Raw genomic sequence first — 16,923 nt, forward strand, 5'->3', positions numbered from 1 at the left:
GCCCCGGCCGGCGGTCCGCGGTACTGGGTGCCGGCGTCGGCAAGACCTTTTAGAAGTCCTACATATTTCCATACAGCAATACGCATTTGTGTTTAAAGGTGGTAATGCCCGAAACTGGACTACATGCCTGACCTGAGGCGCGGTGTGCTGTTCGGGGCTGCCGCCTACACGATGTGGGGATTGTTCCCCCTGTACTGGCCGCTGCTCAAGCCGTCAGGAGCCGTTGAGATCCTCGCGCACCGCATGGCCTGGTCGCTGGTCGCCGTTCTGGTGGTGCTGGCCGTGCGGCGCCACTGGTCCTGGATGCGAGGACTGCTCAAGGAGCCCAGGAAGCTCGCGCTGCTGACGCTGGCCGCCGTGATCGTCACCGTCAACTGGGGCGTGTACATCTATGCCGTCAACGCCGGTCAGGTGGTCGAGGGTTCCCTGGGGTACTTCATCAATCCGCTGATCAGCGTGTTGTTCGGGGTCGTGCTGCTCAAGGAGCGGTTGCGCCCGCTGCAGTGGGTGGCGGTCGGGTTCGGGACACTCGCCGTGCTGGTGCTGACCATCGACTACGGCCGGCCGCCGTGGATCGCGCTGACGCTGGCCGTCAGCTTCGGTCTGTACGGGCTGGTCAAGAAGCAGGCGAACGTGGGCGCGGCCGAGAGCCTCACCGTCGAGACCCTGGTGCTGCTCGCCCCCGCGCTGGCCTACATCCTCTACCTCGGTCAGACCGGGCAGTCCACGTTCGGAACCGAGGGCCTCGGCCATGCGGCGCTCCTGGTCGGGGCGGGGGCGATCACGGCGGTGCCGCTGTTGTGCTTCACCGCCGCCGCCATCAGGGTGCCGCTCAGCACGATCGGCCTGCTCCAGTACATCGCGCCGGTCCTGCAGTTCCTGTGCGGGGTGCTGGTCGCGAAGGAGACGATGCCGGCCAGCCGCTGGATCGGGTTCTCGATCGTGTGGCTGGCCCTGGCCGTCTTCACCTACGACAGCATCCGTACGGCCCGCGCTAACCGGGCCGCGATCAGGAAATCACCCAGAACGCTCGACAACGTAGTCACATAGCGCCAAAAATGCGTTCTTGGCGGGGATGTCTGGGAGGCCGGAGATGTCAGTACGAGCCCGATCCACCCAGGCATCCAGCTCGGCCCGCGCCTGTCCCATGGCCGGGTGCGCCCGCAGCAGCGTCAGCGCCTCGTCCAGGTCCGACTCGGCCACCGGCCCCGACAGCAACTCCGCCAGCCGCGAGGACGGGTCCGCGGCCAGAGCGTAGAGGACCGGCAGCGTACGGATGCCCTCCCGCAGATCCGTCCCCGGCACCTTGCCCGACTCCGTCGAGGTGGACGCCACGTCGAGCAGGTCGTCCCCCAGCTGCCAGGCCACCCCGACGGCCTCGCACGCCCGGCTGAGCCGCTCCTCGACGTCGGAAGGCGCCCCGGACAGCAGCGCCCCGAACCGGCCGGAGGCCGCGATCAGGGACCCGGTCTTGTCCGCCAGCACGCTGATGTAGTGCGCCACCGCGTCCTCCTCGCCGCGCGGCCCGATCGTCTCGCGGATCTGACCCTGGACGAGGCGGGAGAAGGTCTGGGCCTGTACGCGGATGAGCTCGGGCCCGAGGTCGGCCAGGAGGTCGGACGCCTGGGCGAACAGGTAGTCGCCGGTGAGGATGGCCACGGTGTTGTCCCACCGGGCGTTGGCCGACGGCGAGCCCCGGCGTACCGGAGCCTCATCCATGACGTCGTCGTGGTAAAGCGACCCGAGATGGGTCAGCTCAATGACCACGGCGCCGGGCACGACACCCGGCGCCGACGGATCCCCGAACTGGGCCGCCAGCAGCACCATCAGCGTACGGAAGCGCTTGCCCCCGGCCTCGATGAGGTGCTTGGACGCCTCCGTGACGAAGGCGTCCTCGCTCTCCACCGAGGAGCGCAGCAGCTTCTCGACCGCGGCCAGTCCGTTGGCCACGTCCTGCGCCAACCGTTCGTCCTCAATGGGAAGGTCAACCACGGGAGGCGCGGACATACAGATCCCCTTATCTGATGAACAGGCCGGATGCAGCCTGGTTGGCGAGGTCGAGCATGGGCTGCGGGAAGAGCCCGACTCCTACCGTAACCAGCAGCGAGATGGCGATGACGGCCACGGTCCCCATACTGGGCACCGCGATCGAGGGGCCGTCGGCCGCCGGGTCGCTGAAGAACATCAGGACGATGACGCGCACGTAGAAGAACGCGGCGATCGCGGAGGCGATGACGCCCAGCACGACCAGCCCGGTCATCCAGCCCCCGAGCGAGTCACCGGCCTCGGACCCACTGGCCAGCGCGGCGGCGAACACGGCGTACTTGCCGAAGAAGCCGCTGGTCAGCGGAATGCCGGCGAAGGCCAGCAGGAAGAAGGCGAAGATGCCCGCCAGGATCGGCGAGCGCTTGCCCAGCCCGGCCCAGCGTGACAGGTGGTTCGCCTCGCCGCCGGGGTCGCGGACCATCGTGACGACCGCGAAGGCGCCGACCGTGGTGATGCTGTAGACGAGCAGGTAGAACATGATCGCCGACAGCGACTTGGCGTTCTGCGCGCTCTGGTCGAACGTGGCCATGACACCGATCAGCAGGAAGCCCGCGTGCGCGATCGAGGAGTAGGCCAGCATCCGCTTGATGTCGGTCTGCGTGATCGCCAGGATGGCGCCGACCACCATCGTCAGGGCCGCGACGGCCCACATGACCGGCCGCCAGTCCCAGTCCAGGTTGCCCAGCGCCACCCAGAACACCCGCAGCACGGCGCCCACGGCCGCGACCAGCGTGCCGGAGGCCATGAGCGCGGTGATCGGCGTCGGAGCGCCCTGGTAGACGTCCGGCTTCCACGCCTGGAACGGCGCCGCGCCGATCTTGAACAGCAGGCCGACGCCGAGCAGCGAGAGCCCGAGCAGCAGGATCGGGTCGAGCAGCGAGCCGGTGGACAGGGCCTTGTTGATGCCGGTGAAGGACACCGTCCCGGCGAAGCCGTAGATCATGGCCGTGCCGTACAGGAAGAAGGCCGAGGAGAACGCGCCGAGCAGGAAGTACTTCATCGACGCCTCCTGCGACAGCAGGCGGCGCCGGCGGGCCAGGCCGCACAGCAGGTACAGCGGCAGCGACATGACCTCAAGGCCGACGAACATGGTCAGCAGGTCGTGCGCGGCGGGGAAGAGCAGCATGCCGCCCACCGCGAACAGGACCAGCGGGTAGACCTCGGTGTGCGAGCCACCGGCGGCCTCGGCCTCCTCCTCGTCGGCGCTGCCGGGCACGGCCGCCGCCGAGGCGACGAAGTGGCCCTCATCGTTGATCATCAGCACGCAGACGAACGACAGGACGAGGATGACGCCCCAGATGAACAGCGAGGGTCCGTCGACCGCGACCGCGCCCATGGCGACCGGCGCCGTCGGCACGGCGCCCTTGACCACCTGCACGATGACCAGCGCGAACGCGCCGGCCAGCGACAGCAGGGTGAGAGGTACGTGGATCGACTTGCGCATGTAGCGCGGCGCGAACGCCTCTACGAGCACACCGACGACGGCCGCGCCGAAGACCAGCAGCATCGGCGCCAGCGTGCCGTATTCGATGGTCGGCGCCACGACAGCGTCGTTCACTGGCCGGCCCCCTTCTCAGCGATAGCCGGGTTGTCCACATTCACGTTGACCAGCGTCTGGGTGACCGTGGGGTTGATCACGTCGAGCAGCGGCTTGGGGAAGAAGCCGAAGCCGATGATCAGCGCGACGAGCGGCGCGAGGACGACGATCTCGCGCACGTTCAGGTCCTTGAAGGCCTTCACCGGCTCGGCGGTCGGCCCGTTGATCGTCCGCTGCACCATCCACAGGATGTAGACGGCCGCCAGGATCACGGCCAGCGCGGAGACGATCGCCGCGACCGCGAGCGCGCCGGACCCGAAGGCAGGGCTGGTGTAGGTGCCGATCATCACCATGAACTCGCTGACGAACGACGACAGTCCCGGCAGCGAGAGCCCGGCCAGACCGGCGATCAGGAAGAAGCCCGCGAGCAGCGGGGTGACCTTCTGAACGCCTCCGTAGTCGGCGATGTGCGGCGAGCCGCGCCGGGCGATGAGGAACCCGGCGGCCAGGAACAGCGCGCCGGTGGCGAAGCCGTGGTTGACCATGTAGAGCGCGGCGCCGGACTGCGACACCTGCGACATGGCGAACACGCCCATCACGATGAAGCCGAAGTGCGAGATCGACGTGTAGGCGATGAGCCGCTTCATGTCGGTCTGCCCGATGGCCACGATCGCGCCGTAGATGATGCTGATGACCGCGAGGACCACGATCGGCATCGTGAACGCCTTGGCCGCGTCGGGGAACAGCTCCAGGCAGAAGCGGAGCATGCCGAACGTACCGACCTTGTCGAGCACGCCCACGAGCAGCACGGCGGCGCCGGCCGGAGCCTGGGCGGCCGCGTCGGGCAGCCAGGTGTGCACCGGCCAGAGCGGCGCCTTGATCGCGAAGGCGATGAAGAACCCGGCGAACAGCCACTTCTGCGTCGCGGGGTCCTGGATGGCGCCGATGAGCTGGGGGAACATGAACGTGTTCTTGCCCGCGAGCACATACAGCGCGATGACCGCGACCAGCATGAGCAGGCCGCCGAACAGCGAGTACAGCAGGAACTTGACGGCCGCGTACGACCGCTGGGCGCCGCCGTACGACCCGATCATGAAGTACATCGGGATCAGCATGGCTTCGAAGAAGACGTAGAACAGGAAGATGTCGGTCGATGCGAAGACGCCGATCATCATCGCTTCCAGCACCAGCAGCAGCGAGAAGTACGTCTTGACCGACCGCTTCGGGGTGATCAGCGTGCCGTCGGCGCTCTGCGTGCCGTCGGCGTCGTGCCAGGAGGCGAGCACCACGATCGGCACCAGCACCGCCGACAACGCGATCAGCACGAGCGCGATGCCGTCGACGCCGACCCCGAACTTCACGCCGAAGCTCGGGATCCAGTCGGGATCCGCCTCGAACTGGAACCTGGGGCCGCCCGTCTTGAACTGGGCCGCCATGACGAGCGTCAGCACCAGCACGACCAGGGACACCAGCAGCGTGGCCTGCTTGGCCAGCTTGTCACTGCCCTTGGGAAGCAGGGCCACCACGATGGCGCCCAGGACGGGCACCGCCATGAGTATCGGGAGCCAGGGTGACATCAGATGTTCCCAACGAGGAGCAGGGCGCCTGCCAGGAGGGCAGCACCGAACAGGATGGACAGCGCGTAGGATCTGGCGAAGCCCGTCTGGATCCGCCTGAGACGCCCCGAGGTCCCGCCGATGCCCGCCGCCAGGCCGTTGACCAGCCCGTCGATGCCGCGGTTGTCGAAGTACACCGCGAAGCGGGTCAGCCACTGGCCGGGGCGCATGAACAGGGACTCGTTGAGCGCGTCGCCGTAGAGGTCACGACGGGCGAACGTGGTGAGGAAGGAGCCGCGCGGCGCCACGGCGGGCACCTCGGCCCTGCCGTACCTGACCCACGCGAAGCCCGCCCCGACGGCCACCAGCGCCAGCGTGACCAGGCCGGCGGTGCTGGTGAAGTCGAACTCCGGCCGCACTTCCGCGGTGCCCACGGCGGGCGAGAGGAAGTCGTAGAGCCTGTTGCTAAGGATCAGGTAGCCGCCCAGGAAGAGCGCGCCGATCGACAGGATGATCAGCGGCCACGTCATGACGGCGGGCGACTCGTGCGGGTGCGCGTCCTTCTCCCAGCGCTTCTCGCCGAAGAAGGTCATGAAGACCATCCGCGACATGTAGAAGCCGGTGATGCCCGCACCGAGCACGGCCAGCCAGCCGAGGATCGGCTGGTGGTGAACGGCGGTCTCGATGATGCCGTCCTTCGTGAAATATCCGGACAGCAGGGGGAAGCCGATGATCGCCAGGTAGCCGATGAAGAACGTCGCGAAGGTGATCGGCATGTGCTTGCGCAGGCCGCCGTACTTCCGCATGTTCACTTCGTCGTTCATGCCGTGCATGACCGAACCGGCGCCGAGGAACAGGTCGGCCTTGAAGAAGCCGTGCGTGATCAGGTGCCCGATCGCGAAGGCGTAGCCCGCCGGGCCGAGGCCCGCGCCGAGCATCATGTAGCCGATCTGCGACATCGTCGAACCGGCCAGGCCCTTCTTGATGTCGTCCTTCGCGCAACCGATGATGGCACCGGCCAGCAGCGTGGCCGCGCCGACGATCGAGACGGCGATCGCCTGGGTCGAGTCCGGCGGGAAGAAGAACGCGCCGGAACGGACCACCAGGTAGACACCGGCGGTGACCATGGTCGCCGCGTGGATCAGGGCCGAGACCGGGGTCGGGCCCTCCATCGCGTCGAGCAGCCAGGACTGCAGCGGCAACTGCGCCGACTTGCCGCACGCGCCGAGGAGCAGCAGCAGGCCGATCGCGGTGATCGCGCCGCCGGAGGGCGGGTGCTCGGCGATCTTCTTGCCCAGCTCGCTGAAGGTCAGCGTGTGGAAGGTGGCCAGAATGATGAACATGCCGACCAGCAGCCCGAAGTCACCGACGCGGTTGACGACGAACGCCTTCTTGGCCGCGACCGCCGCCGAGGGCTTGAACTGCCAGAACCCGATGAGCAGGTACGAGGCCAGGCCCACGCCCTCCCAGCCGATGAACAGCCCCACGTAGTTGTCGGCCAGCACCAGCAGGAGCATCGCGGCGACGAAGAGGTTCAGGTAGGAGAAGAACCGGCGCCGCTCGGCGTCGTGCGACATGTAGCCGATCGAGTAGATGTGGATCAGCGATCCGACACCCGTGATCAGCAGCGCGAAGCTGATCGACAGCGGGTCGATCAGCAACCCCATGTCGACCATGCCGGGAATGAACGCATACAGATGTACGGCCTGACGGCGCTGTTCAGCCGGTAGGCCGATGATCTCAAGGAAGGTCAGCACCGCCACGACGAACGAGGCGAGGGACATGGCCACGCCCAGCAGATGGCCCCACCGGTTCGTCATGCGCCCGAGGATCAGCAGGATCGCCGCACCCAGCAACGGGAAGGCGATCATCAGCCAGGAGGCCCCGATCATGCCGCCGGTTGTGTGCTGGATGATCCCAACAGGAGATTCCACCAGTCACCTCTAGTACTTCAGCAGGTTGGCGTCGTCTACCGACGCTGACCTGCGGGTTCGGAAGATCGTCACGATGATGGCCAGGCCGACCACAACCTCGGCCGCGGCCACCACCATCACGAAGAACGCGATGATCTGGCCCTCGAGGTTGCCGTTCTGCCTGGCGAAGGCGACGAACGCGAGGTTGCAGGCGTTGAGCATGAGCTCGACGCACATGAACACCACGATCGCGTTGCGCCGGATCAGCACGCCCATCGCGCCGATGGCGAACAGCAGGCCCGACAGGACGAGGTAATGAGTGGTCACTTGGACTCCTCCTCAGCCGACTCGACGGCGGCCCTGTGCTTGATGGCCTCGGCGAGCTTCGGGTCCGTGGGCAGATGATCCTGCTCGACGTCGTACCGCGCGATGTAGCGGTTGACCGAGCTCTCCGCGACCGAACCGTCGGGCAGCAGCGCCGGCATGTCGATGGCGTTGCTCCTGGCGTAGGTGCCGGGTCCGGGCAGCGGCGACGGGCGATCGCCGAGGAACCGGGCGCGGGCCAGGTCCTTCTGCGAAGGCCGTACGGTCAGCCGCTCGCGGTGTGCCAGCACCATCGCGCCGAGCGCGGCGGTGATCAGCAGCGCCGAGGTGATCTCGAAGGCGAAGACGTACTTCGTGAAGAGCAGCAGCGCCAGCGCGCGGATGTAACCGGCCTGCCCGATGGCCGAGGCCAGCCCCGCCTCCTTGGCGAAGACGGCGTTGCCGATGGCCAGGATGACCAGCGCGGCGAAGCCGACGGCGGCGATCGCGGCCCAGAAGCGCTGGCCCCGCAGCGTCTCCACCAGCGAGTCGGAGGAGTCGACGCCGACCAGCATGAGCACGAACAGGAAGAGCATCATGACGGCGCCGGTGTAGACGATGATCTGCACCGCGGCCAGGAAGGGCGCGTCCTGCACGGCGTACAGGACCGCCAGGCAGAGCATCACGGTGCCGAGCATCAGCGCCGAGTAGACGGCCTTCCGGTTGAACACCATGCCGAGTGCCGCGCCGACGGAGACGACGGCGAGCACCCAGAAGGTAATGGTCTCACCCATTGGTCCGTCCCAGCCGGTAGTAGTCCTCTTCGGTGTCCCCGAGGCGCATGGGGTGCGGAGGCTGCTCCATCCCCTGGGTCAGGGGCGCGAGGAGCATCTCCTTGGTGAAGATGAGGCTCTCGCGGTTGGTGTCGGCCAGCTCGTACTCGTTGGTCATCGTGAGGGCCCGGGTCGGGCACGCCTCGATGCACAGACCGCAGAGAATGCACCGCAGATAGTTGATCTGGTAGGTGCGGCCGTACCGCTCACCCGGCGAGAAGCGCTCCGCGTCGGTGTTGTCGGCACCCTCCACGTAGATGGCGTCGGCCGGGCACGCCCAGGCGCACAGCTCGCAGCCGACGCACTTCTCCAGCCCGTCAGGCCAGCGGTTGAGCTGGTGCCGCCCGTGGAAGCGAGGCGCCGTGGGCCTCTTCTCCTCCGGGTAGTTGACCGTGACGGGCTTCTTGAACATCGTGTGGAAGGTGACCCCGAAGCCCTTGACGGGGTTCAGCCAATCAGTTAGTCCCACTGGGAATCTCCTTGTGCTGCACCCCGTGGTAGTGCGGCAGGTCGAGCGGCGGCACAGGGAAGCCACCGGCCGTTGGCTCGTTGGACAGCTCCTCGAACTCCGCCTCGACCTCCGCCTTTTTCGCTTCCTTGCGGCGCTGGTTCACCGTGTCGAACCGGGCCCAGATGCCCAGCGCGCCGACGATGACGATCGCCGCGATCACCAAGACGGGTGCCAGGCTGCCCTGGAAACCGGCTTCGCCGTTCTTGACGTACATGACGGTCCGGATCGTGGCGACCAGCATGATCCACGCCAGGTTGACCGGGATGAGAACCTTCCACCCCAGCGACATGAGCTGGTCGTAGCGGACGCGCGGCAGCGAGGCCCGCACCCACACCACGAAGCAGAAGACCAGCACGAACTTGACGAAGAACCACAGCAGCGGCCACCAGCCCTCGTTCGCCCCGGCCCAGAACCACGTGATCGGGAACGGTGCCCTCCACCCGCCGAGGAACAGCGTGATGGCCATCGCCGAGGCGACGAAGGTGTGCAGGTATTCGCCCATCATGATCAGCGCGAACTTCAGCGACGAGGAGTACTCGGTCTGGAAGCCGCCGACCAGCTCGCCCTCGCCCTCGGGCAGGTCGAACGGGATACGCGCGGCCTCACCGAAGGCGCAGAACACGTAGATCAGGAACGACGGCAGCAGCAGGACGACGTACCAGGAGGGCATCGACATGCCCCACAGCTCGCCGCCGCTCGCCTGCGACTTGACGATCTCCGACGTCGACAGCGTCCCCGCGAACAGGAACACACCGACGAACGACAGACCCATCGCGATCTCGTACGAGACCACCTGCGCCGCCGACCTCAGCCCGCCCAGCAGCGCGTACGGCGAGCGCGACGACCAGCCGGCCAGCACCACGCCGTAGACCGAGATGGCGCCCATGGCCAGCATGAACAGCACGGCCACCGGCAGGTCGACGAGCTGCAGCGGCGTCCGCACGCCGAACAGGTTCACCATCGGCCCGAACGGGGTGATCGAGAAGGCCAGGAAGGCCGGGATCACCATGATGACCGGGGCCATCAGGTAGAGCATCTTGTCGACGGTCCGCGGGAAGAGGTCTTCCTTCAGGCCCATCTTGATGCCGTCGGCCACCGACTGGAGCAGACCGAACTTGCCCGCCCGGTTGGGGCCGAAGCGGTTCTGCATCCTGGAGATCAGCTTCCGTTCGAACCAGACGCCGAACAGGATGCAGACCATCAGGAAGACGAACAGCAGCACGGCCTTGATGATGGTGATCCAGAGCGGATCCTTGCCGAAGTCGGCAAGGGTCGGATCAGTCGCGAGAACAGGGATCATGAGGCGCTCCCGATCGTGACGATGTCGCCGCTCGCCGCGCCGAGATCGCGCGTGACCGAGCAGCCGCCGGAGTTCGCCGGCAGCCAGACCACCCGGTCCGGCAGGTCGGCGACGCGCACCGGCAACGTGACCGCGTTGGGTCCTTGACCGCCGACGACCAGCTTGTCGCCGTCGGCGACGCCGATCTCCGCCGCCGTGGCCTCCGAGACCAGCGCTTCGGCCGGCCGGGCGGTGCCCGCGAGGTACGGCTCGCCGTCCTGCAGGCGGCCGTCGTCGAGCAGCAGGTGCCAGCTGGCCAGCAGCGCCTCGCCGGTCCGCGGCGCGAGCTGCGAGCGGGTGGCGGTGCTGGGGGCGGCGACGCGGGTGCCGCGCCAGGCGCCGATCGCGCTCAGCTCGCGGCGGGCGGCCGCGGCGTCGGGCAGACCCAGGTGGACGTCCATCCGGTCGGCCAGGTTGGTGATCACGGCCAGGTCGCTCTGCAGGCCGGGCACCCTGAGCGGAGCCCCGAACGAGCGGCCCCTGCCTTCCCAGTTGACGAACGTGCCGCCCTTCTCCTGCACGGCGGCGACCGGCAGGACCACGTCGGCCCGGTCGGTGACCGCGCTGGCGCGGATCTCCAGGCTGACGATGAACGGGGTGTTCTCCAGCGCGGCCAGCGCCGCGGCCGGGTCGGCCAGGTCGTAGGGGTCGACCCCGGCCACGACCAGCGCGTCGAGCTTGCCCTCCAGGGCCGCGAGGAGCATGCCTGTGGTGTCGCGGCCCGGCGTGCCGGGCAGCGAGCCGACGTTCCACGCCCTGGCGACCTCGGCCCTGGCGCTCTCGTCGCCGACCGGGCGGCCGATGGGCAGCAGGTTCGGCAGCGCGCCCGCCTCGATGGCACCTCGCTCGCCGGCCCTGCGCGGGATCCAGGCGAGCTTGGCGCCGGACGCGGCGCCGAGGCGTACGAGGGCGGACAGAGCACCCGGAACCGTGGCGAGCCGCTCGCCGGCGAGCACGATCGTGCCCTCCGCGAGCGAGCCGACCAGGTCACCGATCGCGTCGGCCTCCGCGCCCGGCGCGGTGCGGATGAGCGTGCCGCCCATCTTGGCCAGGCCGTTGGTGGCGAACGGGGCGATCGCCGTGACCTTGAGACCCTTCTTCATCCACGCCTTGCGCAGGCGCAGGAAGACGATCGGCGACTCGTCCTCGGGCTCGAATCCGACGAGCAGCACGGCAGGGGCGCTCTCGAGGTCACTGTAGGAAACCTCGATGCCCCTGCCGGCCACGGCGTGGGCCAGGAACTGCGCCTCCTCGGCGGAGTGCGGCCTGGCGCGGAAATCGATGTCGTTGCTGGCGAGGGCGAGCCGGGCGAACTTGGCGTAGGCGTAGGCGTCCTCGACCGTGACCCGGCCGCCCACCAGCACCCCGGCCCTGCCGCGCGCGGCGGCCAGGCCGCGGGCCGCGACGCTGAGCGCCTCGGGCCACGAGGCGGGTTCGAGCACGCCGTCCTCGTTGCGTACCAGCGGCGTCTTGAGCCGGTCGGGCTGCGTGGCGTAGGAGAACGCCCAGCGGCCCTTGTCGCAGTTCCACTCCTCGTTGACCTGAGGGTCGTTGCCCGCCAGGCGGCGGGTGACCCGGCCGCGCCGGTGGTCGGTGCGCTGGCTGCAGCCGGACGCGCAGTGCTCGCACGCGCTCGGCGTCGACACCAGGTCGAAGGGCCTGGCCCGGAACCGGTAGGCGGCGCCGGTCAGCGCGCCGACCGGGCAGATCTGCACCGTGTTGCCGGAGAAGTAGGAGTCGAACGGCTTGCCGTCGGCGACGCCCACCTGCTCCTTGGCCCCGCGCTCGAAGAAGTCGATGAACGGGTCGCCGGCGATCTGGTCGGAGAAGCGGATGCAGCGGGCGCACTGGACGCAGCGCTCGCGGTCGAGCAGGACCTGCGTGGACAGCGGCAGCGGCTTGGGGAAGGTCCGCTTCTGCTCCTGGAACCTGGACTCGCCCTGGCCGTTGGACATCGCCTGGTTCTGCAGGGGGCACTCGCCGCCCTTGTCGCAGACCGGGCAGTCCAGCGGGTGGTTCATGAGCAGCAGCTCCATCGCCCCGCGCTGCGCCTTCTCGGCGACCGGCGAGGTGAGCTGGGTCTGCACCACCATGCCTTCGGCGACCTCGATCGCGCAGGACGGCTGCGGCTTGGGGAAGCCGCGGCCGTTGCCGGCGTCGGGGATGTCGACCAGGCACTGGCGGCAGTTGGCCGCCGGGTCGAGCAGCGGGTGGTCGCAGAAGCGCGGGATCTGGATGCCCAGCAGTTCTGCCGCCCTGATGATCAGGGTGCCCTTCGGGACGCTGACCTGGAACCCGTCGATGCTGAGGGTGATCAGGCTGGTCTCTACGGCGGTTGTTGTCACTGGTCACCCCAGAGAGTGGACTTCTTCGCGTCGAACGGGCAGCCGCCGACCTCGAAGTGCTTGAGGTACTCGTCGCGGAAGTACTTCACCGAGGAGTGGATCGGGCTCGTCGCGCCGTCACCGAGCGCGCAGAACGAGCGGCCCAGGATGTTGTCCGCGATGTCGGTGATCGTGGACAGGTCCTCCTCGGTGCCCTGACCCTTCTCCAGGCGCTTGAGCACCTGCTTGAGCCAGTAGGTGCCCTCGCGGCACGGCGTGCACTTGCCGCACGACTCGTGGGCGTAGAACTCCGTCCAGCGCAGCACCGTACGGACCACGCAGGTCGTCTCGTCGAAGATCTGCAAGGCGCGGGTGCCGAGCATGGACCCCTTGGCGCCGACCGACTCGAAGTCGAGCGGCACGTCCAGGTGCTCGTCGGTGAAGATCGGCGTGGACGAACCACCGGGGGTCCAGAACTTGATCTCGTGACCCTCGCGGATCCCGCCCGCCATGTCGAGCAGCTCGCGCAGCGTGATGCCGAGCGGCGCCTCGTACTGGCCGGGCCGGGTGACGTGGCCGCTCAGCGAGAAGATGCCGAAGCCCTTGGACTTCTCGGTGCCCATCCCGGCGAACCAGTCGGCCCCGTTGGTCACGATTGAGGGAACACTGGCCACAGACTCCACGTTGTTCACGACAGTAGGCGAGGCATACAGGCCCGCCACGGCCGGGAACGGGGGCTTGAGCCGCGGTTGACCTCTGAAGCCTTCGAGCGAGTCGAGCAGCGCCGTCTCCTCGCCACAGATGTACGCCCCCGCGCCGCTGTGCACGACGAGTTCGAGGTCGTAGCCGGAGCCGAGGATGTCGGTGCCGAGATAGCCCTTCTCGTACGCCTCACGCACGGCCGCGTGCAGCCGCCGGATGACGTGCAGCACCTCGCCCCGCACGTAGATGAAGGCGTGGTTGGCCCGGATCGCGTAGGCGGTGATGATGACGCCCTCGACCAGCGAGTGCGGGTTGGCCATCATCAGCGGGATGTCCTTGCAGGTGCCCGGCTCCGACTCGTCGGCGTTGACGACGAGATAGTGCGGCTTGCCGTCGCCCTGGGGGATGAAGCCCCACTTCATGCCGGTCGGGAAGCCCGCGCCGCCGCGGCCGCGCAGGCCCGAGTCCTTGACGGCCTGGATGACCGCGTCGGGGTCCATCCCCAGCGCCTTCTTGGCCGCCTCATACTCGCCGTAGCCGGCGAGGGTGAAGGAGTTGGCCTGGTCCCAGTTCGCGGTCAGGACCGGGGTGAGAGTCGTGCTCATGCCTCTGGGGCCTTCCATCCGTTGGCCTTGGCGACCTTGAGGCCCTCCAGCGAGGGGCCCGCCGCCGACGGACCGTCGCCCGCCAGGTCGTCGGGCAGGCCCGCGAGCACCCGCGAGGCCTCCTTGAAGGTGCAGAGCTTCTTCGGCCCCCTGGTCGGCCGGACGTCCTTGCCGTCGCGCAGGTCGTCGACGAGCTGCTTGGCCGACTCGGGCGTCTGGTTGTCGAAGAACTCCCAGTTGACCATCATGACCGGGGCGAAGTCGCAGGCCGCGTTGCACTCGAGGCGCTCGAGCGAGACCTTGCCGTCGGCGGTGGTCTCCTCGTGGCCGATGCCGGCGTGCTCCGACAGCTCTTCCCAGATCTGGTCGCCACCCATGACGGCACAGAGCGCGTTGATGCAGACGCCGACGTGGTAGTCACCGGCCGGCTTGCGCTTGTACATGGTGTAGAACGTCGCCACGCCGACGACCTCGGCCTTGCTGAGGCCCAGCATCTGCGCGCAGAACTCCTGCCCGTCGTCGGAGACGTGACCGTCTTCGGACTGCACGAGGTGGAGCAGCGGCAGCAGGGCCGACCGCGTCTTCGGATAGCGTCCGATGATTTCCTTGGCGTCTCGTTCGAGACGCTCTCGGACTTCCGGTGAGTAAGTCACCGGTCCACACCTCCCATGACGGGGTCGATAGATGCCACCGCGGCGATCACGTCGGCGACCTGGCCGCCCTCCGCCATGGCGGGGAAGCCCTGCAGGTTGCAGAAGGACGGCTCGCGGAAGTGGACGCGGTAGGGGCGGGTGCCGCCGTCGCTCACCACGTGCGCGCCGAGCTCGCCCTTGGGCGACTCGATCGAGGCGTACGCCTGCCCGGCCGGCACCCGGAATCCCTCGGTCACCAGCTTGAAGTGGTGGATGAGGGCCTCCATGGAGCTGCCCATGATGTGCGCGATGTGGTCGGGCGAGTTGCCGAAGCCGTCGGGGCCCAGCGCGAGCTGCGCGGGCCAGCCGATCTTCTTGTCCTCGATCATCACGGGGTCGCCCTTGAGCGGCCCGGCGATGCGGTCGAGAGCCTGCTCGACGATCTTGAGCGACTCCTCCATCTCCCGCATCCGGACCAGGTAGCGGGAGAACACGTCACAGCCGCGCTCGGTCGCCACCTCGAACTCGTAGGTCTCGTAGCCGCAGTAGGGCTGCGACTTGCGCAGGTCCCACGGCAGTCCGGCCGAGCGGAGGATCGGCCCGGTGATGCCCAGGGCCATGCAGCCGGTCAGGTCGAGGTAGCCCACGTCCTTGGTGCGGCGCAGGTAGACGGGGTTCTCGTCGAGCAGCTTGCGAATGTCCTTGATCCGCTGTGGCATGATCTTGAGGAACTCGCCGATCTTGTCGACGGCGCCCGCGGGCAGGTCCACGCTGACGCCGCCGGGGCGGACGTAGGCGTGGTTCATGCGCAGTCCGGTGATGTACTCGAACAAGTCCATGATCAGCTCGCGGTCGCGGTAGCCGAACAGGAACGGCGTGGTCGCGCCGAGCTCCATGCCGAACGTGCCCATCGCCACCAGGTGCGAGGAGATCCGGTTGAGCTCCATCATCATCACGCGGATGGCCTGGGCCCGGTCCGGGACGCGGTCCTCGATGCCGAGCAGCTTCTCGACGCCCAGGCAGTAGGCGGTCTCGTTGAAGATCGGCGAGAGGTAGTCCATGCGCGTGACGAACGTGGTGCCCTGCGTCCACGTGCGGTATTCGAGGTTCTTCTCGATGCCGGTGTGCAGGTAGCCGATGACGCCGCGCGCCTCGGTGACCGTCTCACCGTCGAGGGTCAGGACCAGCCTCAGCACGCCGTGCGTGGACGGGTGCTGCGGGCCCATGTTGATGACCAGCCGCTCGTCGTCGGAGTCACGGACCCCGCTGACGACCTCGTCCCAGTCCGCGCCGGTGACCGAGTAGACCTTGCCCTCGGTCGCCTCGTCATATCCGGTGCTCACGAGTGAACCTCACTTCGTACTAGCTCGATGACGCTCACGCGTACGACCTCCTCTGGTCGGGCGCGGGGATCGTGGCGCCGCGGTATTCGACCGGGATGCCGCCGAGCGGGTAGTCCTTGCGCTGCGGGTGACCGTCCCAGTCGTCCGGCATCATGATGCGGGTCAGCCCGGGGTGGCCGTCGAAGACGATCCCGAAGAAGTCGAACGCCTCGCGCTCGTGCCAGTCGTGACCCGGGAAGACGCCGACGGTCGAGGGGATGTGCGGGTCCTCGTCGGGGGCGCTCACCTCGACGCGGACGCGCCGGTTGTGGGTGATCGAGCAGAGGTGGATGACCGCGTGCAGCTCCTCACCCTTCAGGTGCGGGTAGTGCACCCCGGAGACGCCGAGCGAGAGCTCGAAGCGCAGGGCCGGCTCGTCGCGGAGCTTCTGGCAGACCTCGACGAGCCGCTCCCGCTTCACGTGCAGGGTGAGCTCGCCGCGGTCCACGACCACGCGCTCGATGGCGTCGTCCAGGGCCAGCGTGTCGACCAGCTCGTCGAAGTAGCCGCCGTAGGGGCGGGGTGTGGACAGCTGGGGGGCCCGCCGTACGACGAGGCCGCCGTAGCCGGAGGTGTCACCCGTGTCGGTCGCCCCGAACATGCCCCGTCTGGCGACGGGCGGCTCGGCGACCGCCGGAACCTCGGGGACCTCGGCGGAGGGGACCTCGGGGAGGTTGTCGGGCGAGGTCACTTCGCGGCCCCCTGATCGATCAGCGGCAGCGTACGCAGCGCCTGCAGCTCGAGCTCGTCGATCTGCTTGGCGCGGTGGGCGCCGAACTTCATGTTCTGGATCTTGTCGTGCAGCTTCACGATCGCGTCGATCAGCATCTCCGGCCGCGGCGGGCAGCCGGGCAGGTAGATGTCGACCGGGACGATGTGGTCCACGCCCTGCACGATGGCGTAGTTGTTGAACATGCCGCCGCTGGAGGCGCACACGCCCATCGAGATGACCCACTTGGGCTCGGCCATCTGGTCGTAGATCTGCCGCAGGACGGGAGCCATCTTCTGCGACACGCGGCCGGCGACGATCATCAGGTCGGCCTGCCGAGGAGACGCCGAAGCGCGCTCCATGCCGAAGCGCGCCAGGTCGTAGTGGGGGCCACCGGTGGCCATCAGCTCGATGGCGCAACAGGCGAGGCCGAATGTGGCCGGCCATACGGAGTTCTTGCGCGCCCAGCCCGCGGCCTGTTCGACCGTGCTGAGGATGAACCCGCTGGGGAGTTTCTCTTCAAGTCCCATT

The 16,923-nt window shown here is 68.2% G+C and carries 15 protein-coding genes; 1 reads left to right on the top strand and 14 read right to left on the bottom strand.

The window, feature by feature from the left end; all coding sequences use genetic code 11:
- Positions 1-123 precede the first annotated feature (123 nt).
- Entirely contained in the window at positions 124-1,050 is a 927-nt protein-coding gene (gene rarD / locus AB0H88_RS44440; RefSeq protein WP_357654956.1) for an EamA family transporter RarD, read from the top strand.
- Here the strand turns inward: rarD and AB0H88_RS44445 are convergent.
- The 14 genes from AB0H88_RS44445 to AB0H88_RS44510 are packed head-to-tail and all read right to left on the bottom strand — an operon-like array spanning position 1,018 to position 16,922.
- Positions 1,018-2,007 carry a polyprenyl synthetase family protein gene (locus tag AB0H88_RS44445; RefSeq protein ID WP_357654958.1) on the bottom strand — a complete coding sequence of 330 codons (990 nt, stop codon included), beginning with the start codon at positions 2,005-2,007 and terminating at the stop codon, positions 1,018-1,020. The two genes, rarD and AB0H88_RS44445, sit on opposite strands and share 33 nt — an antisense overlap.
- A 10-nt stretch (positions 2,008-2,017) precedes the next feature.
- Positions 2,018-3,604, bottom strand: a complete 1,587-nt coding sequence (gene nuoN / locus AB0H88_RS44450; protein ID WP_357654959.1) for an NADH-quinone oxidoreductase subunit NuoN — start codon at positions 3,602-3,604, stop codon at positions 2,018-2,020.
- Positions 3,601-5,160, bottom strand: a complete 1,560-nt coding sequence (locus AB0H88_RS44455) for an NADH-quinone oxidoreductase subunit M (protein ID WP_357654961.1) — start codon at positions 5,158-5,160, stop codon at positions 3,601-3,603. The genes nuoN and AB0H88_RS44455 overlap by 4 nt, the downstream gene beginning before the upstream one ends.
- Positions 5,160-7,031 (bottom strand): NADH-quinone oxidoreductase subunit L, encoded by a 1,872-nt coding sequence (gene nuoL / locus AB0H88_RS44460; RefSeq protein ID WP_357655103.1) that lies wholly within the window; start codon positions 7,029-7,031, stop codon positions 5,160-5,162. Before nuoL ends, AB0H88_RS44455 begins: the two co-directional genes overlap by 1 nt.
- 51 nt (positions 7,032-7,082) lie before the next feature.
- The gene (gene nuoK / locus AB0H88_RS44465) at positions 7,083-7,379 is read right to left on the bottom strand and encodes an NADH-quinone oxidoreductase subunit NuoK (RefSeq protein WP_214640635.1); all 297 of its coding nucleotides are present in this window, start codon (positions 7,377-7,379) and stop codon (positions 7,083-7,085) included.
- Positions 7,376-8,149, bottom strand: coding sequence for an NADH-quinone oxidoreductase subunit J (locus AB0H88_RS44470; protein ID WP_357654963.1), 774 nt, complete (start codon positions 8,147-8,149; stop codon positions 7,376-7,378). Before AB0H88_RS44470 ends, nuoK begins: the two co-directional genes overlap by 4 nt.
- Positions 8,142-8,657 (bottom strand): NADH-quinone oxidoreductase subunit NuoI, encoded by a 516-nt coding sequence (gene nuoI, locus AB0H88_RS44475; protein WP_357654965.1) that lies wholly within the window; start codon positions 8,655-8,657, stop codon positions 8,142-8,144. The genes AB0H88_RS44470 and nuoI overlap by 8 nt, the downstream gene beginning before the upstream one ends.
- On the bottom strand, positions 8,644-9,999 hold the full coding sequence (gene nuoH, locus AB0H88_RS44480; RefSeq protein WP_357654967.1) for an NADH-quinone oxidoreductase subunit NuoH: 1,356 nt from the start codon (positions 9,997-9,999) through the stop codon (positions 8,644-8,646). The genes nuoI and nuoH overlap by 14 nt, the downstream gene beginning before the upstream one ends.
- Positions 9,996-12,383, bottom strand: coding sequence for an NADH-quinone oxidoreductase subunit G (locus AB0H88_RS44485; protein ID WP_357654969.1), 2,388 nt, complete (start codon positions 12,381-12,383; stop codon positions 9,996-9,998). Before AB0H88_RS44485 ends, nuoH begins: the two co-directional genes overlap by 4 nt.
- Entirely contained in the window at positions 12,380-13,669 is a 1,290-nt protein-coding gene (nuoF, locus tag AB0H88_RS44490; protein WP_219529170.1) for an NADH-quinone oxidoreductase subunit NuoF, read from the bottom strand. The genes AB0H88_RS44485 and nuoF overlap by 4 nt, the downstream gene beginning before the upstream one ends.
- Complete coding sequence (gene nuoE, locus AB0H88_RS44495) at positions 13,666-14,322, bottom strand: NADH-quinone oxidoreductase subunit NuoE (RefSeq protein WP_357654971.1); 657 nt, start codon at positions 14,320-14,322, stop codon at positions 13,666-13,668. Before nuoE ends, nuoF begins: the two co-directional genes overlap by 4 nt.
- The gene (locus AB0H88_RS44500; protein ID WP_357654972.1) at positions 14,319-15,644 is read right to left on the bottom strand and encodes an NADH-quinone oxidoreductase subunit D; all 1,326 of its coding nucleotides are present in this window, start codon (positions 15,642-15,644) and stop codon (positions 14,319-14,321) included. Before AB0H88_RS44500 ends, nuoE begins: the two co-directional genes overlap by 4 nt.
- A gap of 34 nt (positions 15,645-15,678) precedes the next feature.
- On the bottom strand, positions 15,679-16,374 hold the full coding sequence (locus AB0H88_RS44505) for an NADH-quinone oxidoreductase subunit C (RefSeq protein WP_357654973.1): 696 nt from the start codon (positions 16,372-16,374) through the stop codon (positions 15,679-15,681).
- Positions 16,371-16,922 (bottom strand): NADH-quinone oxidoreductase subunit B, encoded by a 552-nt coding sequence (locus AB0H88_RS44510; RefSeq protein WP_219529166.1) that lies wholly within the window; start codon positions 16,920-16,922, stop codon positions 16,371-16,373. Before AB0H88_RS44510 ends, AB0H88_RS44505 begins: the two co-directional genes overlap by 4 nt.
- Position 16,923 lies beyond the last annotated feature (1 nt).

The sequence above is a fragment of the Nonomuraea sp. NPDC050680 genome (assembly GCF_040654555.1).
Taxonomy (GTDB): Bacteria; Actinomycetota; Actinomycetes; order Streptosporangiales; family Streptosporangiaceae; genus Nonomuraea.